The following is a 21,831-nucleotide window of genomic DNA, read 5'->3' as shown; positions in this document are numbered from 1 at the left end:
GCCGCCGTCCCGGGAAACACGCCGGTGGCTTACCGTACCTGAGGGCCGGTGGTGTGACGGCCTCTTTGACCTGTTCGATCTGTCTCCACGAAACCGGCAGAGCCTTGACCGCGGCTTTCAGCCGAGTGACGCCGTGGCGAGCTTCGCGCCGAATCCCAGGAAGACCACGCCGACGCCCGAGGTCAGGCCCGCCCCGAGCCGCCTGCGGCGGCGGAACTGCGTGGCGAGGAACGTGCCGCCGAAGATCAGCGCGGTCAGGTAGAGGAAGCTGAAGAGCTGGATGACCGCGCCGAGGATGACGAACGTCAGCGCCGGGTTGGGGTAGCCGGGGTCGACGAACTGCACGAAGAACGAGACGAAGAACAGGATCGCCTTCGGGTTGAGCAGGCTGATCGTCAGCGCCTTGCGGAACGGGCGGGGCTCCGACCTGGACGGCGCCGCCGTCACGGGCTCCTCCGACACCTCGGGGGCGGCCCGCCACGACTTCCACGCGCCGCGGATCATCTGCAGGCCGATCCAGGCGAGGTAGAGGGCGCCCGCGTACTTGACGATGGTGAACAGCACCGGGTTGGAGCGCAGCAGCGAGGCCGCTCCGGCCGCGCTGAGGAACATCAGCACCGTGTCGCCTACGAAGACCCCGCACGCCGCCCGGTAGCCCTGCCGCACGCCGTGCGCGGCGGCGTGGGTGAGCACGAAGAGCGAGTTGGGCCCCGGCAACAGGATGATCAGGAAGGCGCCGATGGCGTAGGCCCAGAAATCGGTGATGCCGAAGAACATGCCGCTTGCTCCAGAGGACGAACCGATGACATCACACGATATCCGGAGATCGATGACTTTCCCGCTCCGGTCCCCCTCTGTACGGGCGGCTCCTCCGCCGTGCGGGGCATCTGTCCCGTGCGGCAAAGGTCGTGTTTGGGTCTTGTAAGCGCGGTGTGTCAAAGCTACTATCGCGGCAATCCTTAGGAAAGTTTCCTAAAAGTAATCCCGATCCGAACCAGTCCTGACAACCGCAGCAAGGTCTCGCGCAGACACCCCCGAAAGGCCCGCGCACACCTCCGCGGGCCGTGCCGTACGGCTTGCGTTCTCACCCCCCTGCGCAAGCCGTACGGCACGCGACACCCCCCGAAGGAAAGACCCGTGAGATTACGCGCGATCCTCCTGGCACTCGCCACCGCCGCCGCACTCACCCTCCACGCCTCGCCGGCCCAGGCCGCCTCCGCCACCGCGACGTTCGTCAAGGTGTCCGACTGGGGCTCCGGCTTCGAAGGCAAGGTGACCGTCACCAACGGCACCACCACCGCCCTGCCCACCTGGAACGTGCAGTTCGACCTGCCGTCCGGCTACAGCATCCCGTCCGCCTGGGACGCCGTCATGGCCAGGAACGGGCAGCACTACACCTTCACCCCGCCGAGCTGGGCCGGCCCGCTCGCACCCGGGGCCAGCGTGAGCTTCGGCTTCAACGGCAGCCCCGGCGGCCTGCCCGGCGTCACCGGCTGCACGCTCAACGGCGCCCCCTGCGAAGGCGACGACACCCCGCAGCCCGGCGTCCCCGGCGCGCCGGGAACGGTCACCGCCACCGCCACCGACACCTCCATCACCCTGACCTGGGGCGCCTCCAGCGGCACCGTCACCGGCTACCGCGTCTACGAAGGCGGCACGGTCAAGGCCACGGTCACCGGCACCACGGCCACCATCGGCGGGCTCGCCGCCTGCCGGACGCACACCTACACCGTCAAGGCGTACAACGATCAAGGCGAGTCGGCGGGACGCGACGTCACCGCCACCACCACCGGCTGCACCGGAAGCCCGAACGACCTGCCCAAGCACTTCCTCACCGGCTACTGGCACAACTTCGTCAACCCGGCCGTCGAGCTCAGGCTCTCGGCCGTGCCCGACGAGTACGACCTGATCGCCGTCGCGTTCGGCGAGGCCACCGCGAGCCCCGGCGAGGTCACCTTCGCCGTGGACGGCGAGCTGGCCACGGCGCTCGGCGGCTACACCGACGCCCAGTTCAAGGCCGACGTCCAGGCCCTGAAACAGCGCGGCAAGAAGGTGATCCTCTCGGTCGGCGGCGAGGCCGGCCGGGTGCAGGTGGCCGACGCCGCCGCGGCGACCCGCTTCGCCGACTCGGTGTACGCGCTCATGCAGAGCTACGGCTTCGACGGCGTGGACATCGACCTGGAGAACGGCCTCAACGCCACCTACATGGCCCAGGCCCTCAGGTCGCTGCGCGCCAAGGCGGGCGACGGCCTCATCATCACCATGGCCCCGCAGACCATCGACATGCAGACGACCGGGATGGAGTACTTCAAGCTCGCCCTGTCGATCAAGGACATCCTCACCGTCGTCCACACGCAGTACTACAACTCCGGCAGCATGCTCGGCTGCGACCAGGCCCAGGCGTACGCGCAGGGCTCGGTGGACTTCATCACCGCCCTGGCCTGCATCCAGCTCGAGAACGGCCTGCGCCCCGACCAGGTGGCGCTGGGCCTGCCCGCCGGTCCCGGCGCGGCCGGCGGCGGCGTCGTCGCGCCCTCCGTCGTCAACCAGGCACTCGACTGCCTGGCCAAGCGCACCAGTTGCGGATCGTTCGTGCCGCCGCGCGCCTACCCGGACATCCGGGGCGCGATGACCTGGTCCATCAACTGGGACGCGAGCAACAACTGGTCGTTCTCCAAGACCGTCAAGCCTCACCTCCAGGGGATGCCATGAGAATTCGCAGCAGAGTCATCGCTTTAGCGACCGGCGTGGCACTCGCGCTGACCGGCGCGGGGCTCGCGGCTCCCGCACAGGCCACCGTTCAGCAGGTCAGGCAGCTCGCCGCCGAGTGGGCGCCGTACACCTCGTACGCGGTCGGCGCGGTCGTCACCTACCAGGGCGTCGACTACGTGTGCCTGCAGGCCCACACCTCGCTGCCCGGCTGGGAGCCGCCGAACGTGCCCGCACTGTGGCAGCGCGGCTCGGGCGGCGGCAACGACACCACGCCCCCGTCGGCGCCCGGCAACCTCCGTACGACCGGCGTCACCTCCAGCAGCGTCTCCCTGGCCTGGAACGCCTCCACCGACAACGTGGGCGTCACCGGCTACAACGTCTACCGCGGCGGCACCCTGGTCACCACCGTGACCGGCACGTCGTACACCGACACCGGCCGCGCCCCGAGCACCAGCTACACCTACACCGTCCGCGCCCGCGACGCCGCGGGCAACCTGTCCGGCGCCAGCAACTCCGTCACCGCGACCACCTCCGCGGGCGACGGCAACCCCGGGCCCAACCCGACGAAGATGGCCGGAGCCCCCTACCTCTACATGGGCTGGGGCAACCCGCCGAACCCCGGCACGGTGATGGACGCGACCGGCGTCAAGGGGTTCACGATGGCGTTCATCCTGTCCAGTGGCGGCTGCACCCCGGCGTGGGACGGCAACAGGCCGCTGACCGGCGGCCCCGACCAGCAGGCGATCAACACGATCAAGTCGAAGGGCGGCCAGGTCCAGATCTCCTTCGGCGGCTGGCAGGGCAACAAGCTCGGCCCCAACTGCTCGTCACCGCAGGCGTACGCGAACGCGGTGCAGCAGGTCATCAACGCCGTCGGCCCCGACGTCGTGGACTTCGACATCGAGAACACCGACGAGTTCGCCGACTACACCGTCCAGGACCGCATCCTGAACGCCCTCAAGATCGTCAAGCAGAACAACCCGAACATCAAGATCGTCGTCACCTTCGGCACCGAGCGGACCGGCCCGAACAACCACGGCGTCCGCCTCATCAACCAGGCCAAGGCGCTCAACGTGCCGATCGACAACTTCACGATCATGCCGTTCGACTTCGGCAGCTCCAACATCTACCAGGACACCGTCAACGCCGCCGAGGGCCTGAAGAACGTGCTCAAGAACGCCTACGGCTGGACCGACGCGCAGGCCTACGCCCACATGGGCATCTCCGGCATGAACGGCCTGTCCGACCAGCAGGAGCTGACCACCCCCGCCACCTGGACCCAGATCCGCGACTGGGCCAACTCCAAGGGCCTGACCAGGATGGCGTACTGGGCGGTCAACCGCGACCGCGGCTGCCCCGGCGGCGGCGTGGTCTCGAACTGCAGCGGCATCGCGCAGGCCGACTGGGAGTTCACCAGGATCACCGCCGGCTTCTGAGTCACCGACCGGCCCGCCCCTTCGCACAGGGGCGGGCCCCAGTGAGGCCACCCGTGAGGACAGCATGAGATCCCGAGCACCGGCGGTCCTCCTCGCCGCCGCACTCACCGCGTTCACAGCACGTCCCGCCGTCCCGGCACATGCCGCCGACATCGCCGTCAACCCCGGCTTCGAGTTCGGCCTGACCGGCTGGACCTGCTCGCACGCCGAGACCGTCACCTCACCCGTGCACGGCGGCACCCAAGCCCTGCGCGCCACCCCGCAGGGCGACGACCTGGCCCGCTGCGAGCAGACGATCGCCGTCCAGCCGGGCACCGCCTACCGGCTGTCGGCCTGGGTGCAGGGCTCGTACGTCTTCCTCGGCGCCACCGGCGACGGCGTCGACGCCAGCACCTGGGCCTCGCCCGGCGCGGCCTGGACGCAGCTCACCACCTCCTTCACCACCGGCCCCGCCACCACATCGGTGACCGTGCACCTCAACGGCTGGTACGGCCAGGGCCCCTACCTCGCCGACGACGTCGAGCTCGACGGCCCCGGCGGCGACCCCCAGGAGGACACCCAGCCGCCCACCGTCCCGGGGAACGTCACCGTCGGCCGCGCCACCGCGAGCAGCCTCGACGTGAGCTGGTCCGCCTCGTCCGACGACACCGGCGTGGCCAGGTACGAGGTGTCCAGGGACGGCGACGCCCCCACCGCCGTCACCGGCACCAGGTTCACCGCGACCGGCCTGGCCCCGCGGACCTCGTACGCCTTCCGCGTGCGCGCCTGCGACGCGGCGGGCAACTGCTCCCCCTACTCCGGCCCGGTCACCGGCACCACGACCGACGCCGGCGGAGGCGGGAGCGAACTGCCCGAGCGGGTCATGGTCGGCTACCTGCACGCCTCGTTCGCCAACGGCTCCGGCTACATCCGCATGAGCGACGTACCCGACGAGTGGGACGTCATCCAGCTCGCCTTCGGCGAGCCCACCTCCGTCACCTCGGGCGACATCCGCTTCAACCGCTGCCCCGCCTCCGAATGCCCGGGCGTCGAACCGGAGCCGGAGTTCATCGCCGCCATCAAGGCCAAGCAGGCCCAGGGCAAGAAGGTGCTGCTCTCGATCGGCGGCCAGAACGGCCAGGTCCAGCTCACCACCACGGCCGCCCGCGACGCGTTCGTCGGCTCCGTCTCCGCCATCATCGACACGTACGGGCTCGACGGCCTCGACATCGACTTCGAAGGCCACTCCCTCTACCTGAACCCGGGCGACACCGACCTCGGCCACCCGACCACCCCGGTCATCGTCAACCTCATCTCCGCGCTCAAGACCCTCAAGAGCCGCTACGGCGACGACTTCATGCTCACCATGGCGCCGGAGACGTTCTTCGTCCAGCTCGGCCACCAGTTCTACGGCCCGGGACCGAACGGCACGGCCGACAACAGGAGCGGGGCCTACCTGCCCGTCATCCACGCCCTGCGCGACGACCTCACCCTGCTCCACGTGCAGGACTACAACTCAGGACCGATCATGGGCCTCGACGGCCAGTACCACACGATGGGCGGGCACGACTTCCACATCGCCATGACGGACATGCTGCTGGCCGGCTTCCCCATCGCGGGCGACCCCGCCAACGTGTTCCCGCCGCTGCGCCAGGACCAGGTGGCCATCGGCCTGCCCGCCTCACCGAACGCGGGCAACGGGTTCACCACCGTCTCCGAGGTGCACAAGGCCTTCGACTGCCTGGCCAAAGGCAGCGGCTGCGGGTCGTACCGGCCGCGCGGCGTCTACCCGGACCTGCGCGGGCTCATGGCCTGGTCGATCAACTGGGACGCCTTCAACGGAAAGGAGTTCTCCCGCGAGCACCGCGCCTACCTCGACGCACTCACCTGACCTCAGGTGACCCTGACGAGCTGCGTCGGCTTGAGCGGGATGCCGAGGCCGGGCGGCCGGTAGGTGGGCAGCGCCTCGCCGTACTCGTGCATCCAGGCGTGGTCCACCATCAGCCGCATCCGGCCCGGCCGCGGCCGCTCGCCCGGCTCCGTCCTCGCCGGGCGGCCGGCCAGCCTGGTCACGGCCTCGGCCAGCAGCTCAGGGTCCGGCGGCGTCAGATCGCAGTGGTCGTCGGGCCCGATCAGCAGGTCCACGTCCGGCGGCAGCGGGTAGATCGGCCGCGGCAGCGCCAGCACCAGCGGCGGCGGCGCCATCGGCCATCCGCACTCCACCGCCTCCAGCAGCACCGACCGCGACGTCCTGCGCGCGAACAGTCCCTCGGCCAGCGCCCAGCTCAGCGCCCCGACATCGGCGCGGTCCTCGCCGCACGCGTGCAGGCACAGGTACGGCACCAGCGGGATGCCCGCGCCGCCCGCCTGCGCCCACCCGCCGCCGCATCCGGTCAGCACCAGCAGCGCCAGCATCGCCCGGTACGCGGTGTCCGCATGCGGCGTCTCCAGCCTGCCCGGCACGATCACGCACCGGCCGCCGGTCTTCTCCGCCGTCACCCCCAGCTCCCGCGCCGTCTTCAACGCCCGCGACGCCGCCACCCCCGTGTACGCCTCCTGCCACGCCGGCGTGTACGGCTCCGCCCGGTCCTCGTACCCGCCCGGCCACACACCCGGCAGCCCGGGACGCGGCACCCCGTACACCGCGAGCAGCAGGTCGAACACCGTCGTCACCGGCTCGCCACCGTCACGCAGCACCGGCACGCCGCGCCGCAGCACCCCCGTGCCGTCGTCGAAGCGCGGCAGCAGCACCTCGGCCGCCTGCCCGCCGTACACGGTCAGCCGGTCGCACACCTCGCCCGTCAGCCCGCCCGGCACGTACGCGCCCTCCCGCTCCCGCAGCCGCACCAGCGACGGCAGGTCCGTACGCTCCATCGCGTGCCCGGCGAACGGCGAGCGGTCCAGGTAGAACTCCTTGAGCAGCACATGCCCCATGGCCATCGCCAGCGCGCCGTCCGTGCCCGGCCGCACCACCAGCGTCTCGTCCGACAGCCGGGTCGGGTGCGTGCCGATCGCCACCACCTTCTGCCCCTTGTACCGCCCGGCGATCACCCACGGCGTGTCCGCCGTACGCGCCATCCGGTTGTTCTCGCCCCACAGCAGCACGTACGCCTGCCGCGCCCAGTCGTCGGCGCCGGGACCGGCGAACCAGGGCCCCAGCACCTGCTCGGGCGCGCACGGATGCTCGGTCAGCACCGCGCCCCCCATCGCGCCCACCAGCCGCGACAGCGGCGAGGTCGCAAGGGCCGCCACCCGCTCGGCCCCGTGCCTGGCCGCCGTGTCCACGATCGCGGCGGCGGCCATCTCCGCCGCCGTGGCGTCGTCCAGCGGCACCCGCCGCTCACCCCGGGCGCGGTGGTAGAGCTGAGAGTTTCCTGTGAGTTTCGCCCAGGCCGCGACCGGGTCGCGCACCCCGTCCCGTACCTCGAAATAGAGCCTGACCAGTGCCTGGTTGACCTGCGATCCCCCCATGGAAAAAGTTCAACACAGAGAGTGACGGCGTATGCGGATACGTGTCGGCATGTCGGGGATAAGAATCGGCAGCGCTCGCCCATGCCGAGTGGCAGCACGTCCCGGCATGCGGCAGGCTAGACCGCGCCATGGATTACGCAGCTCTCACGGGGATCGTCCTCGCCGCCGGTGTCATCCTCGCTCTCGTCGCGCAGTGGCGAGGCTGGCGCCCGCCGCTCTGGGTCTCGCTCACGGTCGGCATCGCCGTGCGCGTGCTCATCATGTACGTCGCGGCCATCGGCACATGGCAGCCGATCGACTTCGTCAACAGCTTCAAGCCCGCGGGCGAGGCCGTCCTGCGCGGCGAGGACCCGGTGCTGGCCAGCAACGGCGGCTGGCACTTCCTGCCGACCATCCCCTACGTCTACGGCATCCTGCTGTGGCTCGGCATCCCGTGGGAGTACGCCGGCCGCCTGGTCACCGTGGTCGCCGACATCGTGCTCATCCCGCTGGTCGGCAAGCTCGCCGGCGGCCCCAAGGCGTCGCTGCGCGCCTTCCAGTACGCGCTCAACCCGCTCGCCCTGCTCGTCGCCTCCGTGCACGGCCAGGTCGAGCCGGTCGCGCTGGTGTTCGGCGTGGCCGCGTTCGTGGTGGCGCGCGGCCCCGGCGACCCCGACAGGCCCGGCATGGTCACCGACGTCGTCGCCAGGGTGCGGCAGGGCATCAGCGCCTACGGCGTGCGCGGCTCCATCCCGCGCGTGATCGGCCGCGGCGGCATGCTGCACCGTGCGCTGATCCCCGGCCCCGACGACCGCGCCCACCTGCGCCGGGGTGCGCTGGCCGGCCTGCTCATGGGTCTCGCGCTGTGTGCCAAGAGCTGGCCCATCTGGCTGATCCCCGGCATGCTGCTGCTCCTGCCCAACCTGCGCGCCCGCGTCATGGGGCTGTTCACCACCGGGCTCGTGCCGGTCTTCTTCCTGGTGACGCTGCCGATCTTCGCTGGCACGTCGCTCAGCCAGATCCCGGCCGTCATCGACACCATCCGCGACATCCGGCCCATCGTCGGCGAATGGGGCTGGACGCCGTGGTTCACCGGCGGAAGCTGGGACCTGCGGCCCGAGCTGGCCTCGTTCGGCACCAACCTGATCTACGTCAGCGTCCTGGTCGTCATCCTGCTGTGGCGGCGGGCCGACCCGATCGACATGACCACGGCCATCCTGCTCATCTTCATGGTCATGACGCCCCGGCTCGGTGCCCAGTACCTGCTGTGGTTCATGCCGTTCCTGGTCGCCAGGCCCACCAGGTTCGCCTGGGCGGCCATCCTGACCACGTCGTTCTGGTCGGCCTACGGCTACCTCTACATGACCCAGTTCGATGCGCAGACCTGGTGGCTGCTGCACACGTACTGGTCGCGGGCCTCGATCGTGATGCTGCCGATCCTGCTGCTGGCGATGCCCTGGGGCCGCCGCGTCGCGAAGGTCCCAGGGCTCGCCCGCCCTCTTAAGGCCGGCACTAAGGTCGGCTCGCCGGCGTCCCCGGCGTCGCCGGCCGCCTCATAGGCACAGCCGCCGCCACAGCGTGACCCACTGGTCGGGGTGCACGTGGCCCACGACGGCGTCGCGGGCCACGCCGGCCGCCGCGAGCGCGGCGTCCACACCGGCGTAGTGCGGCTTCAGCGAGGCGCGCACCGAGCCGCCCACCCCGCCGAAACCCCGCTCCACCAGCTCCTGGTACGAGCGGCGGCCGGTGACCAGCGGCTGCGGCCTGCGCTCGATACGCAGGATCGCCGAGTCCACCGACGGCACCGGGCGGAAGCTCTCCCTGCCGATCGTGTCGCCGAGCCGCCAGTCGAACCACGGCCACGACCGCACCGTGACCAGGCTCCAGCGGCCGTAGTCGCCGGTGCGCTTGCGCGCGTACTCCCGCTGGGTGAGCAGCGTCGCCGAGGTCAGTCCGGGCGCCCGCAGGCACCAGTCCACGATCCGCGACGTCGCCGAGTACGGGATGTTCCCCACGACCGCGAACGGCTCGCCCGGCGGCCGCGCCCGCGCGAAGTCGCCCCTCACCACCTGGATGCGCGCATCGTCGGGGGTCCGCGCCGCCAGCGCACCGGCCAGCCGCGGGTCCAGCTCGTAGCCGATCACCCGCGCGCCCGCAGCGGCCAGCGCGAACGTCAGCACCCCCGTCCCCGGGCCGGGCTCAAGCACCAGCCCCTCGGGCGCGGCGGCCTTGACCACCAGGTGCACGGCATGCCGGTCGACGAGGAAGTTCTGCGACAGCGTGCGCCGCGCCCGATCGACGGGCGTGCGACCGCCACCGGCGTTCCTGATCTTCTTCTGAGTGTGTGAATGATTCCCGTGCGCGAAGTTCTGCGCCACAGCACTGCCCTTTCCTGGGCCTCGAGATGAACAGGTCTCTCGAACGGCCCCGGGCGCGCCTGCGGACGCTCAGCCTCTCGTCGTCAGCTCATCGCATCCGCTAGCGGGCCAGAGGCCGGCTGTGGCGGATGCGGATGAACACCGGGCAGCAGCACATGCTCGACATGGCGGCCACTGTAGGAGGCGGCGCTCCGGGCGGGCAAAGCATTTATTGCGTCGCGCGCGACGATCAGATCGGACAATCTGGAGACATGCAGGCGACGATCACGGTCACCCCGGCACAGCTCCCCGAGCTGCTGCTGCACGTCGCCGTGGTCCGTCCCGTCTTCCTCTGGGGCGCGCCCGGCATCGGTAAGAGCTCCCTGGTACGCGAGTTCGCCGATTCGCTCGGCCTCGACTGTGTGACGCTGCTCGGCACCCAGCTCGCCCCCGAAGACCTCATCGGCGTGCCCGAGCTGGTCGGCGGGCGCAGCAGGTTCGCCCCGCCCGAGACGATCGCCAGGCCCGAGCCCTACTGCCTGTTCCTCGACGAGCTCAACGCCGCCTCTCCCGAGGTGCAGAAGGCGTTCTACTCGCTGATCCTCGACCGCCGCATCGGCACGTACGAACTGCCCGCCGGCTCCGTCGTGATCGGCGCGGGCAATCGCGCCACCGACAACGCACTGGCCAGGCCCATGGCCTCCGCGCTGATCAACCGGCTGGTCCACGTCCACCTGCGGGCCTCCTCCGACGACTGGCTGAAGTGGGCCGCCGCCAACGGCATCCACCCGTGGATCATCGACTACCTCACCCAGCGGCCCGACCACCTGTGGAGCCCGCCGCCGAAGACCGAGGAGCCGTTCTCCTCGCCGCGCGCCTGGCACATGCTGTCCGACGTGCTGCTCTCGTACGGCGACGACATCTCCGACGAGACCCTCGGCGTGCTCGCCTTCGGCACCCTCAGCAACGCCCACGCCTCCGCCTTCCGCGCCTACGTCAAGACCGTGCGGCACGCCTACGACCTCGAAGCCGTGCTCAAGGGCGACGCGCCGTGGCCGCGCCGGCCGGAGGAACGCGACCTGCTGTACTTCCTCGCCGAGGCGTTCCGCGCCCGCCTGATCAAAGAGCTGCCCGCCGACAAGCGCGGCGCCTCGAGCCGGGGCCGCGACCTCGGCTTCCGCGCCAAGACGCTGCTGGTCGAGCTGGCCGAGATCTCCCTGGAGTGCGCCCAGCTCGTCATCGCCAACGACGCCGACGGCACGCCCGTGCTGCCCACCTGGTTCCTCGTCGAGGTCGGCAGGGACGTGCCCCGCCTGATGGCCGCCCGCTCATGAGCCGGCGCAAGGCCAAGGCCGACCCCTGGCGCGCCGAGGCGCTCAAGGGCTGGGAGACCGTCACCAGGCTGCCGCTGTTCCGCGTCTTCTCCAGCCGCCTGTACGAAGACGGCGACCTGGGCGCCGACACCTGGGCGTACGTCAACGCCCGCGGCCACGTGCACTTCCACGCCAAACGCCGCGCCCCCGCCGAGGAATGGGCGTGGGTGTTCGCCCACCTCCTGCTCCACCTCGGCTTCGGCCACGCCGACCCGCGCTCGTGCGCGCCCAAGGACATCGACGACGACCTGCCCGGCCCGGCGTACCACGCGGCCTGCTGCCTGGCCGTCGAGCGCTTCCTGCGCACCCTCAAGATCGGCCGCTGCCCCGCGCCGTTGCCCGCCGAGCTGCCACCGCACGACGAGGTGGCGCTGTCGGAGCTGTGGCGGCGCACCAGCGTGCCCGACGCCTACCGCCCCCTGGGCGCGCCCGACTTCCGCATCGGCACCGCCGAGCTGGCCGACCTCCTCGACTTCCAGCGCTCGTTCGCCATCGGCATCGCCGACGCCGCCACGGCCGCGCTGGATGCGGCGGGCGAGCCGCGCACCCCCGCGCAAGGCCACGTGAAAGGGCCGTGGGATGCGGCGCTGCGCTGGTTCGTGTCGTCGTACCCGCTGCTCGGCGCGCTGGCCGCGGGCATGACGATCGTCTCCGACGCCGACCTCGCCCGCGACCGGGACATCTCGATCGCCGCCGTCAGCGCCGAGGCGGGGGAGATCTACATCAACCCGCTCAGCAAGCAGACCGAGCAGGGCTGGCGCTTCGTGCTGGCACACGAGATGCTGCACGCCGCGCTCCGCCACGGCGAACGCGCCGGTATGCGCGACGCGTACCTGTGGAACGTCGCCTGCGACTACGTCATCAACGGCTGGCTGGTCGAGATGGGAGTCGGCGAGATGCCGGAAGGCCTGCTGTACGACCAGTCGCTCACCGGCATGTCCGCCGAGGCCGTCTACGACCGCATCGCCACCGACCTGCGCCGCCTCAGGAAGCTCGGCACGCTGCGCGGGCGCGGCCTCGGCGACGTGCTCGACCACCCGCCCCGCCGCCCCGCCGGCGGCTACGTCGATCTCGACGAGTACTACCGCAACGCCCTGACCACCGGCCTCGCCTACCACCAGTCCAGCGGCAGGGGCCTGCTGCCCGCCGGGCTCGAACAGGAGATCCGCGCCCTCGACCAGCCGCCGCTGCCGTGGGACGCCCGCCTCGCCCGCTGGTTCGACGAGCACTTCCAGCCCGAGGAGCGGCGCCGCACCTACGCCCGCGCCTCCCGCAGGCAGGCCGCCACCCCGCACATCCCGCGTCCCGGCCGGATCAGGCCAGAGGAGATCGTGCGCAAGACCACGTTCGGGGTGGTGCTCGACACCTCGGGCTCCATGGACGTCAAGCTGCTCGGCAAGGCACTCGGCGCCATCGCCTCCTACGCCGCGGCCCGCGACGTGCCCCGGGCTCGCGTGGTGTTCTGCGACGCGGCCGCCTACGACGCCGGCTACCTGCCCGTCGAGGAGATCGCCTCCAAGGTCAGGGTGCGCGGCCGGGGCGGCACCGTCCTGCAGCCCGGCGTCAGGCTGCTCGAACGCGCCGACGACTTCCCACCCGACGGGCCCATCCTGCTGATCACCGACGGGCAGTGCGACGTGCTGCGCATCCGGCGCGAGCACGCCTTCCTCATCCCGCAGGGCGCCTCACTGCCCTTCCGCCCGCGCGGGCCTGTCTTCCACCTCAAGTGACGCCGTGACAGACGACGGGCCGGCGCTTGACGGCCAGCACCTCCCAGCAGGGGACGGCGCGCAGGTGCGGCAGGCCGTCGCTCCACGCGGCCGATTGTTACAAGCGCACGGCCGGGCGGCCCCGTTAGCGTCGGAGGTCCACGACAGGAGGCCCTCATGGACGTACTCGACCGTGCCGAGCACTACCTGCTGCACCACGGACGCCTCATCGACAGGCTGCGCTTCCAGGCGCTCTTCCGAGGCGGCCCGCGCGAGCCGGTGCTGCACGCACTGCGCGCCTACCAGAACCCCGACGGCGGCTTCGGCCACGCGCTCGAACCCGACCTGCGCGGGGCGGCCAGCCAGCCGGAACCCGTCGAGGTGGCACTGTGGATCCTGGACGAGCTGGACGCCTTCGACTCGCCGATGGTGCCCGCCGCCTGCGACTACCTCGCCTCCGTGACCACGCCCGACGGCGGGGTGCCCTGGGTGCTGCCGACTGTCCGCGACGCGCCGCACGCCCCCTGGTGGCAGACGGACGACGACCCGCCCGGCGCCCTCGTGCCCACCGCGCCGATCGCGGGACTGCTGCACAAACACGGCATCACGCATCCGTGGCTGGACGGGGCCACCGCGTTCTGCTGGGCGCGGCTCGCCGACCTCAAAGAGCCCGGTCCGTACGACGCCATGGCCGTGCTGGCCTTCCTGAGCCACGTCCCCGACCGGGAACGCGCGCTTGCCGAGTTCGACCGGCTGCGCGACACCCTCCTCGGCACCGTCACTTACGACCTGTCCGCGCCCGGCCACGTCCACCACCCGCTCGACTTCGCGCCCCGCCCGTCGCCGCTGCCGCTCTTCCCCCAAGACCTGCTGGACGCCCACCTCGACGCGCTGCTCGCCGCCCAGTCAGAAGAAGGCGGCTGGGGGGCGAACTGGCCGATGTGGACGCCGCTGGTCGAGCATGAGTGGGGCGGTTACATCACCGTCCAGCGGCTCAGGACGCTGCAGGCGTACGGGAGGCTGGCCGATCTGCCGTAAGGCGATCTGTCGGAGGGGCGGCGTACGTTGGAGGCATGTACGCCGAACGGCCGCCGTCACCGGGCCTCGCGGGGCGCCTCGCCTGCGAGTGGCTCCGCACCAGCGACACGCTGGATGCCGCCGCCTCCGGCGCTCCGGCCTCTGGCCCCGTCGCCTGCGGCGTTTCGTCCTCTGACCTCGTCGTCTCCGACGTCTCCGACGTCTCCGACGCCTCCGACGCCTCCGACGCCTTCGCGCATGATGCCCTGGCTCTCGGCACTTCCGCTTCCTCCGGCGTTTCCTCCCCGGCCCGCGCGGCGGAGGGCGTTGGCTCGGCCGTCCTGGCACTTGCGGGCGGCGACGCGTGGCGAGAGGTGGGCGCGGCGGGCGGGGACGCGCGGCGAGGGGTGAGCGCGGCGGCGGTCGGTGACGCTCGGCAGGCGGTTGCGGCTGTCGCAGGCCGGTCAGTTCGGCAGGCGTCCCCCTCCCGAGAGGGCGAGCGCGTGGTCCGCGCGCAGTCCGGCGCACGGGCAGCAGGGGAAACAGGAGAACAGTCCCGTGCACAGGACGCCACGAGAGCCGCGGATCGGTTCGGCGCACAAGGCCCAGCCGGAGCAGGGGAGGGCACGGAAGCCGAGACCGTGCTCGTGGTGCCCGATGCCTGCGTCGATCTGATCTGGGGCGACGACGGGCCGTTCGTGGCGGGCCCTGACACCGGGCCCATACCGGCCACCATCGGGACGGGCGAGATCCTCATCGGGGTGCGGTTCAGGCCGGGCGCGGTCGGCGCGTTCTTCGGCGTACCGCTCGCCGACCTGCTCGACAGCCGCGTACCGCTGGCGGACCTGCCAGGCGGTCACGCCTTCATCCGCGAGCTGACCGACGGCCCCATCGACACCGCACAGGCGCGGCTGCAAGCCCTGCGTGCGGCCGTCCAGCGCCGCCTGCTCGATCCCGAGTGCGGGCACGCAGGCCAGGATCTGGACCCGGCCGCTCCCGCCATCGCGGAAGGGCTGCGCCAGGGGAAGGCGGTCAGCGAGGTCGCCTGGTCGCTCGGCTTCAGCGAGCGCCAGCTACGCCGCCGCAGCGTGGCGGCGTTCGGCTATTCGCCCAAGACGCTCCAGCGCATCGTCCGCTTCCAGCACGCGCTCCGCCTGGCCCGCGCCGGCCTGCCGCTGGCCCAGGTCGCCGCCACGGCCGGCTACACCGACCAGGCCCACATGGCCAACGACGTGCGGCGGCTGAGCGGCGGACCGATGAGGGGCCTTCTTTAGGCCCTCACTTCTTCCCCGACACCGGCCGTTTTCCGGAAACGAGCCCCTGCACCCATTTCGCGCTCGGGTCGCTGTCAATCAGCAACGCCCGTGTCAGCAGGCTCAGCGGAATGGCGAGAATCGCACCGAGCGGCCCGAGCACGAAAGTCCACACGATCAGCGAGATGAACGTCATCGTCGTGGAAAGCCCAACGGCGTCACCCAGGAATTTCGGCAGAATGAACGACTGCGTGACGACGTTGATGACGATGTACGCGCCGATGACCAGCAGCATCGTCCGCACCCCGCCGTCCAGCAGGGCGAGCATGGCCGGCGGCAGCAGGCTGATCACGAAACCGATGTTGGGGATGTAATTGGCGATCAGCGCCAGCACGCCCCACAGCAGCGGCAGCGGCACGTCCAACAATGACAGTGCGATCATGTCGAGAATCGCGTTGATCAACCCGAAGACGGTAGAGACGATCAGATAACGCCGGGTCTTGTGCGCGAACGTGGCCAGCGCCGTCACCATGTGCGGCCGGTTTCCCTCGCCCGCGGTGAGCACTTTCGAGGTGACCGGAGCGTCGAGCGACATCGCCAGCAGCAGCACCACGATGAGGAAGAGCGCCGACAGCACGCCGATCAGGCTGCCGAGCAGGACCTGCACCAGTTCCAGCACCCTGCCGGGGTCGAACGCCTGCAACGCCCTGTTCAGCACGTCGGTCCCCACGCCGTGCTCCGAGGCCCAGCGCTGAGCGTCGGCCACGAGCTGCTGGAACTGGTCGGTGTACGCGGGCAGCAGGTAGGCGAGCTGGGTGGCCGAGATGGTGACGATGCCGACCATGGCGAGCAGTATCAGGACGACGATGGCGAAGGGCACGGCGACCTGGAGCCAGGTCGGGGCGTGCCAGGCGGGCCAGCCAGCCGCGTACCGGGGAGACCGCGATGACGAGCACGAGCGCCAGCACCACGGGGCCGGCGATGGAGGAGACCTCGCGGATGCCGAAGAGCACGATCACCCCGGCGGCCAGGCCGACCAGGATGATCACCGCCCGGGGCACGGATTGATCAAGCACGCCCCGTACTTACCCGTGACGCAGGGGCGCACCGCCGATTTGACGGTTCCGGGAGGCGTACATAGAGTTCACCAGTCCCAAGGGAACGGCGGTGATCGCCGGACTCACTCGGGGACCACCTCCTAAGAGATCACCACTCCGGTGACACGTGCGCGTGCACTCGGAACGGCTGGTAACTTAGAGGGGTTGTCTCCGAAAGGGGATGCGGCTTAATTCTTGGCAAGTCGTTCGAGTCGGGTCAATTTGACAGGGCTCGGGGCGGCTGAAAAGATTAAGACACAACAAAACGAACGGAGTGAACGCCTCCGCCGCCGGGATCGCGGATGTGGTTTCGGTCGGGGATGTACGCGTCCGTTTCTTGAGAACTCAACAGTGTGTTAAAAGCCAGTGCATGATGCATTACCCCGTCATGTTTCCATGACGTGGATTCCTTTTAGTTGGCATCAATGTTGTTGATGTCGGCTGGGATTGTTTTCCAGACATTGTTTGGAGAGTTTGATCCTGGCTCAGGACGAACGCTGGCGGCGTGCTTAACACATGCAAGTCGAGCGGAAAGGCCCCTTCGGGGGTACTCGAGCGGCGAACGGGTGAGTAACACGTGAGCAACCTGCCCCTGACTCTGGGATAAGCCTGGGAAACTGGGTCTAATACCGGATACGACCACCGATCGCATGGTCTGGTGGTGGAAAGTTTTTTCGGTTGGGGATGGGCTCGCGGCCTATCAGCTTGTTGGTGGGGTAGTGGCCTACCAAGGCGACGACGGGTAGCCGGCCTGAGAGGGCGACCGGCCACACTGGGACTGAGACACGGCCCAGACTCCTACGGGAGGCAGCAGTGGGGAATATTGCGCAATGGGCGGAAGCCTGACGCAGCGACGCCGCGTGGGGGATGACGGCCTTCGGGTTGTAAACCTCTTTCAGCAGGGACGAAGTTGACGTGTACCTGCAGAAGAAGCGCCGGCTAACTACGTGCCAGCAGCCGCGGTAATACGTAGGGCGCAAGCGTTGTCCGGAATTATTGGGCGTAAAGAGCTCGTAGGTGGCTGGTCGCGTCTGCCGTGAAAGCCCGCAGCTTAACTGCGGGTCTGCGGTGGATACGGGCCGGCTAGAGGTAGGTAGGGGCAAGTGGAATTCCTGGTGTAGCGGTGAAATGCGCAGATATCAGGAGGAACACCGGTGGCGAAGGCGGCTTGCTGGGCCTTACCTGACGCTGAGGAGCGAAAGCGTGGGGAGCGAACAGGATTAGATACCCTGGTAGTCCACGCTGTAAACGTTGGGCGCTAGGTGTGGGGGTCTTCCACGATCTCCGTGCCGGAGCTAACGCATTAAGCGCCCCGCCTGGGGAGTACGGCCGCAAGGCTAAAACTCAAAGGAATTGACGGGGGCCCGCACAAGCGGCGGAGCATGTTGCTTAATTCGACGCAACGCGAAGAACCTTACCAAGGTTTGACATCACCCGGACCGCCTCAGAGATGGGGTTTCCCTTTTGGGCTGGGTGACAGGTGGTGCATGGCTGTCGTCAGCTCGTGTCGTGAGATGTTGGGTTAAGTCCCGCAACGAGCGCAACCCTTGCTCCATGTTGCCAGCAACCTCTTCGGAGGGTTGGGGACTCATGGGGGACTGCCGGGGTCAACTCGGAGGAAGGTGGGGATGACGTCAAGTCATCATGCCCCTTATGTCTTGGGCTGCAAACATGCTACAATGGCCGGTACAGAGGGCTGCGATACCGTGAGGTGGAGCGAATCCCTAAAAGCCGGTCTCAGTTCGGATTGGGGTCTGCAACTCGACCCCATGAAGTCGGAGTCGCTAGTAATCGCAGATCAGCAATGCTGCGGTGAATACGTTCCCGGGCCTTGTACACACCGCCCGTCACGTCACGAAAGTCGGCAACACCCGAAGCCCGTGGCCCAACCCTTGTGGGGGGAGCGGTCGAAGGTGGGGCTGGCGATTGGGACGAAGTCGTAACAAGGTAGCCGTACCGGAAGGTGCGGCTGGATCACCTCCTTTCTAAGGAGCCTTTTCACCTTGCATCACCGTTCGTGTGGTGGGGTGACAGCTCACTAGTGGAGCACTGGTTATTCAGGTTTGCCGGGTTGTCGGCGTGCTAGTACCGCCCATCCTCTAAGGGGGCTGGGAGTGGGAACGGGCGTGCGGGGGCTTGGGGAGCTTGGGCACACTGTTGGGTCCTGAGGAAACGGGCGACCGGTTCCTTGGAGACAGGGCCAGCGAACATCGTCGGTGTTGTGCTGATGGTGGGGTCTGGAGTCGCTGTTTGTTGTTTGAGATTTGCATAGTGGACGCGAGCATCTTTGTGGCCAAGTTTTTTAGGGCACACGGTGGATGCCTTGGCATCAGGAGCCGATGAAGGACGTGGGAGGCTGCGATAAGCCTCGGGGAGTCGCCAACCAGACGTTGATCCGGGGATGTCCGAATGGGGAAACCTAGCACCAGTCATGTGGTGTTGCCTCCGCCTGAATGTATAGGGCGGTTGGTGGTAACGCGGGGAAGTGAAACATCTCAGTACCCGTAGGAAGAGAAAACAATAGTGATTCCGTGAGTAGTGGTGAGCGAAAGCGGATGAGGCTAAACCGGGCGTGTGTGATAGCCGGCAGGCGTTGCATGTTCGGGGTTGTGGGACCTTCCGGTGGCTTCTGCCGGAGCCACGAGCAGTGATAAATCCGTCTGATAGCTGAAGCCTCTGGGAAGGGGCGCCGTAGACCGTGAGAGCCGGGTAGGCGAAATTGGATGGACTGTTGGAGGGGATCCCAAGTAGCACGGGGCTCGAGGAATCCTGTGTGAATCTGCCAGGACCACCTGGTAAGCCTAAATACTCCCTGGTGACCGATAGTGCACGAGTACCGTGAGGGAAAGGTGAAAAGTGCCCCGGTGAGGGGTTGTGAAAGAGTACCTGAAACCGTGTGCCTACAAGCCGTAGGAGCTTAGCTGGGCTTGCTCAGCTGTGATGTGACTGCGTGCCTTTTGAAGAATGAGCCTGCGAGTTATGGTGTGTGGCGAGGTTAACCCGTGTGGGGGAGCCGTAGCGAAAGCGAGTCTGAAGAGGGCGTTTGAGTCGCATGCTGTAGACCCGAAGCGGGGTGATCTACGCATGGGCAGGTTGAAGCTCAGGTAAGACTGGGTGGAGGACCGAACCCACCAGGGTTGAAAACCTGGGGGATGATCTGTGTGTAGGGGTGAAAGGCCAATCAAACTCCGTGATAGCTGGTTCTCCCCGAAATGCATTTAGGTGCAGCGTTGCGTGTTTCTTGCCGGAGGTAGAGCACTGGATGGCCGATGGGCCCGACAAGGTTACTGACGTCAGCCAAACTCCGAATGCCGGTAAGTGAGAGCGTGGCAGTGAGACTGCGGGCGATAAGGTTCGTAGTCGAGAGGGAAACAGCCCAGATCACCGACTAAGGCCCCTAAGCGTGTGCTAAGTGGGAAAGGATGTGGAGTCGCAGAGACAACCAGGAGGTTGGCTTAGAAGCAGCCATCCTTGAAAGAGTGCGTAATAGCTCACTGGTCAAGTGATTCTGCGCCGACAATGTAGCGGGGCTCAAGCACACCGCCGAAGTCGTGGCACTGACAGGATCTTCGGGTTCTGTTGGTGGGTAGGGGAGCGTCGTGCAGCCGGTGAAGCAGCAGAGTGATCTAGTTGTGGAGGCTGTGCGAGTGAGAATGCAGGCATGAGTAGCGAATCGAGGGTGAGAAACCCTCGCGCCGGATGACCAAGGGTTCCTGGGCCAGGTTAATCCGCCCAGGGTAAGTCGGGACCTAAGGCGAGGCCGACAGGCGTAGTCGATGGACAACGGGTTGATATTCCCGTACCCGCTTCAACGCGCCCATACTGAACCTCGTGATGCTAAGAGTCCTTAGCTCGGGTTGTCCTTCGGGATGACTGTCAGGGTGAACGCTTGAACCGATCGGGTAGTAGGTAAACGATGGGGTGACGCAGGAAGGTAGTCCAGCCCAGGCGATGGTTGTCCTGGGGTAAGCATGTAGGGAGCGCGGTAGGCAAATCCGCCGCGTGTGATCCTGAGATGTGATGCCGAGCCGATTGTGGTGAAGTGGATGATCCTATGCTGCCGAGAAAAGCCTCTAGTGAGTGTTGTGGCGGCCCGTACCCTAAACCGACTCAGGTGGTCAGGTAGAGAATACTAAGGCGATCGGGTGAACTGTGGTTAAGGAACTCGGCAAATTGCCCCCGTAACTTCGGGAGAAGGGGGACCTCTGCTGGTGATGGCACTTGCTGCTGGAGCTGGTGGGGGTCGCAGTGGCCAGGGGGAAGCGACTGTTTACTAAAAACACAGGTCCGTGCGAAGTCGTAAGACGATGTATACGGACTGACGCCTGCCCGGTGCCGGAACGTTAAGGGGACCGCTTAGCTCAGTCTTCGGATTGGGCGAAGGTGAGAACTTAAGCGCCGGTAAACGGCGGTGGTAACTATAACCATCCTAAGGTAGCGAAATTCCTTGTCGGGTAAGTTCCGACCTGCACGAATGGCGTAACGACTTCCCCGCTGTCTCAACCGCAGACCCGGCGAAATTGCACTACGAGTAAAGATGCTCGTTACGCGCAGCAGGACGGAAAGACCCCGGGACCTTCACTACAGCTTGACATTGGCGTTTGGAGCGTCTTGTGTAGGATAGGTGGGAGACTGGGAAGCTCGGACGCTAGTTCGGGTGGAGTCGTTGGTGAAATACCACTCTGGTCGTTTTGAACGTCTAACTCTGGTCCGTGATCCGGATCGGGGACAGTGTCTGGTGGGTAGTTTAACTGGGGCGGTTGCCTCCTAAAGGGTAACGGAGGCGCCCAAAGGTTCCCTCAGCCTGGTTGGCAATCAGGTGTTGAGTGTAAGTGCACAAGGGAGCTTGACTGTGAGACTGACGGGTCGAGCAGGAGCGAAAGCTGGGACTAGTGATCCGGCATCGGCGTGTGGAAGCGGTGTCGCTCAACGGCTAAAAGGTACCCCGGGGATAACAGGCTGATCTTCCCCAAGAGTCCATATCGACGGGATGGTTTGGCACCTCGATGTCGGCTCGTCGCATCCTGGGGCTGGAGTAGGTCCCAAGGGTTGGGCTGTTCGCCCATTAAAGCGGTACGCGAGCTGGGTTTAGAACGTCGCGAGACAGTTCGGTCCCTATCCGCTGCGCGCGTAGGAGACTTGAAAGGGGCTGTCCCTAGTACGAGAGGACCGGGACGGACGAACCTCTGGTGTGCCAGTTGTACCGCCAGGTGCACGGCTGGTTGGCTACGTTCGGAAGGGATAACCGCTGAAGGCATCTAAGCGGGAAGCTCGCCTTGAGATGAGGTCTCCCACCCACGTTGTGGGGTAAGGCTCCCGGGTGATGACCGGGTTGATAGGCCGGAGGTGGAAGCGCGGTAACGTGTGGAGCTGACCGGTACTAATAGGCCGAGGACTTGACCACAAAGCTTTTGCTCGCGTTCACTAGGCAATTCTGAGACAGCAAAT

General features: G+C 67.8%; 13 protein-coding genes and 2 rRNA genes. 11 read left to right on the top strand and 4 right to left on the bottom strand.

Annotated features, from left to right (window positions below; all coding sequences use genetic code 11):
* Window positions 1-117: 117 nt before the first annotated feature.
* Window positions 118-777 (bottom strand): leucine efflux protein LeuE, encoded by a 660-nt coding sequence (gene leuE, locus WBK31_RS27410; protein ID WP_364070227.1) that lies wholly within the window; start codon window positions 775-777, stop codon window positions 118-120.
* Between the two features lie 360 nt (window positions 778-1,137).
* Between leuE and WBK31_RS27405 the strand changes: the two genes are divergently transcribed.
* From WBK31_RS27405 to WBK31_RS27395, 3 genes are all read left to right on the top strand, one after another.
* Window positions 1,138-2,712 (top strand): chitinase, encoded by a 1,575-nt coding sequence (locus WBK31_RS27405; protein ID WP_378786926.1) that lies wholly within the window; start codon window positions 1,138-1,140, stop codon window positions 2,710-2,712.
* Entirely contained in the window at window positions 2,709-4,148 is a 1,440-nt protein-coding gene (locus tag WBK31_RS27400; RefSeq protein ID WP_364070232.1) for a carbohydrate-binding protein, read from the top strand. The genes WBK31_RS27405 and WBK31_RS27400 overlap by 4 nt, the downstream gene beginning before the upstream one ends.
* 64 nt (window positions 4,149-4,212) lie before the next feature.
* Complete coding sequence (locus WBK31_RS27395; protein WP_406673410.1) at window positions 4,213-6,018, top strand: chitinase; 1,806 nt, start codon at window positions 4,213-4,215, stop codon at window positions 6,016-6,018.
* A gap of 2 nt (window positions 6,019-6,020) precedes the next feature.
* Here the strand turns inward: WBK31_RS27395 and WBK31_RS27390 are convergent, their stop codons facing one another.
* Complete coding sequence (locus WBK31_RS27390) at window positions 6,021-7,598, bottom strand: molybdopterin-dependent oxidoreductase (protein ID WP_364070238.1); 1,578 nt, start codon at window positions 7,596-7,598, stop codon at window positions 6,021-6,023.
* Window positions 7,599-7,726: 128 nt separating this feature from the next.
* Between WBK31_RS27390 and WBK31_RS27385 the strand changes: the two genes are divergently transcribed.
* Window positions 7,727-9,136 carry a hypothetical protein gene (locus WBK31_RS27385; protein WP_406673409.1) on the top strand — a complete coding sequence of 470 codons (1,410 nt, stop codon included), beginning with the start codon at window positions 7,727-7,729 and terminating at the stop codon, window positions 9,134-9,136.
* On the opposite strand, the gene erm is transcribed toward WBK31_RS27385, so the two are convergent.
* Window positions 9,131-9,907, bottom strand: a complete 777-nt coding sequence (gene erm, locus WBK31_RS27380; protein WP_406675534.1) for an ErmE/ErmH/ErmO/ErmR family 23S rRNA (adenine(2058)-N(6))-methyltransferase — start codon at window positions 9,905-9,907, stop codon at window positions 9,131-9,133. The two genes, WBK31_RS27385 and erm, sit on opposite strands and share 6 nt — an antisense overlap.
* 299 nt (window positions 9,908-10,206) lie before the next feature.
* Between erm and WBK31_RS27375 the strand changes: the two genes are divergently transcribed.
* The 4 genes from WBK31_RS27375 to WBK31_RS27360 all read left to right on the top strand — a co-directional run bounded on the left by WBK31_RS27375 (window position 10,207) and on the right by WBK31_RS27360 (window position 15,307).
* The gene (locus WBK31_RS27375; protein WP_364070246.1) at window positions 10,207-11,268 is read left to right on the top strand and encodes a MoxR family ATPase; all 1,062 of its coding nucleotides are present in this window, start codon (window positions 10,207-10,209) and stop codon (window positions 11,266-11,268) included.
* A complete protein-coding gene (locus WBK31_RS27370) occupies window positions 11,265-13,037 on the top strand; it encodes a DUF2201 family putative metallopeptidase (protein WP_364070249.1) in 1,773 nt (590 codons plus the stop codon). Before WBK31_RS27375 ends, WBK31_RS27370 begins: the two co-directional genes overlap by 4 nt.
* A gap of 156 nt (window positions 13,038-13,193) precedes the next feature.
* Complete coding sequence (locus WBK31_RS27365) at window positions 13,194-14,054, top strand: hypothetical protein (RefSeq protein WP_364070252.1); 861 nt, start codon at window positions 13,194-13,196, stop codon at window positions 14,052-14,054.
* Window positions 14,055-14,089: 35 nt separating this feature from the next.
* Entirely contained in the window at window positions 14,090-15,307 is a 1,218-nt protein-coding gene (locus WBK31_RS27360) for a helix-turn-helix domain-containing protein (RefSeq protein WP_406673408.1), read from the top strand.
* 4 nt (window positions 15,308-15,311) lie between these two features.
* On the opposite strand, the gene WBK31_RS27355 is transcribed toward WBK31_RS27360, so the two are convergent.
* On the bottom strand, window positions 15,312-16,166 hold the full coding sequence (locus tag WBK31_RS27355; RefSeq protein ID WP_406673407.1) for an AI-2E family transporter: 855 nt from the start codon (window positions 16,164-16,166) through the stop codon (window positions 15,312-15,314).
* A 65-nt stretch (window positions 16,167-16,231) separates the two neighbouring features.
* Between WBK31_RS27355 and WBK31_RS27350 the strand changes: the two genes are divergently transcribed.
* From WBK31_RS27350 to WBK31_RS27340, 3 genes are all read left to right on the top strand, one after another.
* On the top strand, window positions 16,232-16,354 hold the full coding sequence (locus tag WBK31_RS27350; RefSeq protein WP_406673406.1) for a hypothetical protein: 123 nt from the start codon (window positions 16,232-16,234) through the stop codon (window positions 16,352-16,354).
* 491 nt (window positions 16,355-16,845) lie between these two features.
* Window positions 16,846-18,368, top strand: a 16S ribosomal RNA gene (locus WBK31_RS27345).
* Between the two features lie 306 nt (window positions 18,369-18,674).
* Window positions 18,675-21,787: ribosomal RNA gene (locus WBK31_RS27340) — 23S ribosomal RNA — on the top strand.
* Together the 16S and 23S rRNA genes form the textbook arrangement of a ribosomal RNA operon.
* Window positions 21,788-21,831 lie beyond the last annotated feature (44 nt).

The sequence above is a fragment of the Nonomuraea sp. N2-4H genome, from assembly GCF_045291505.1.
In the GTDB taxonomy this organism is placed as follows: Bacteria; Actinomycetota; Actinomycetes; order Streptosporangiales; family Streptosporangiaceae; genus Nonomuraea; species Nonomuraea fastidiosa.
This window is presented reverse-complemented; position numbering and strand designations above follow the sequence as displayed.

What these genes read in the sequence shown, in the direction of transcription:
- leuE (WP_364070227.1), bottom strand. Translation starts at nt 777, where the DNA reads ATGTTCTTCGGCATCACCGATTTCTGGGCCTACGCCATCGGCGCCTTC.
- WBK31_RS27400 (WP_364070232.1), top strand. Translation starts at nt 2,709, where the DNA reads ATGAGAATTCGCAGCAGAGTCATCGCTTTAGCGACCGGCGTGGCACTC.
- WBK31_RS27395 (WP_406673410.1), top strand. Translation starts at nt 4,213, where the DNA reads ATGAGATCCCGAGCACCGGCGGTCCTCCTCGCCGCCGCACTCACCGCG.
- WBK31_RS27390 (WP_364070238.1), bottom strand. Translation starts at nt 7,598, where the DNA reads ATGGGGGGATCGCAGGTCAACCAGGCACTGGTCAGGCTCTATTTCGAG.
- WBK31_RS27385 (WP_406673409.1), top strand. Translation starts at nt 7,727, where the DNA reads ATGGATTACGCAGCTCTCACGGGGATCGTCCTCGCCGCCGGTGTCATC.
- WBK31_RS27375 (WP_364070246.1), top strand. Translation starts at nt 10,207, where the DNA reads ATGCAGGCGACGATCACGGTCACCCCGGCACAGCTCCCCGAGCTGCTG.
- WBK31_RS27370 (WP_364070249.1), top strand. Translation starts at nt 11,265, where the DNA reads ATGAGCCGGCGCAAGGCCAAGGCCGACCCCTGGCGCGCCGAGGCGCTC.
- WBK31_RS27365 (WP_364070252.1), top strand. Translation starts at nt 13,194, where the DNA reads ATGGACGTACTCGACCGTGCCGAGCACTACCTGCTGCACCACGGACGC.
- WBK31_RS27360 (WP_406673408.1), top strand. Translation starts at nt 14,090, where the DNA reads ATGTACGCCGAACGGCCGCCGTCACCGGGCCTCGCGGGGCGCCTCGCC.
- WBK31_RS27350 (WP_406673406.1), top strand. Translation starts at nt 16,232, where the DNA reads ATGACGAGCACGAGCGCCAGCACCACGGGGCCGGCGATGGAGGAGACC.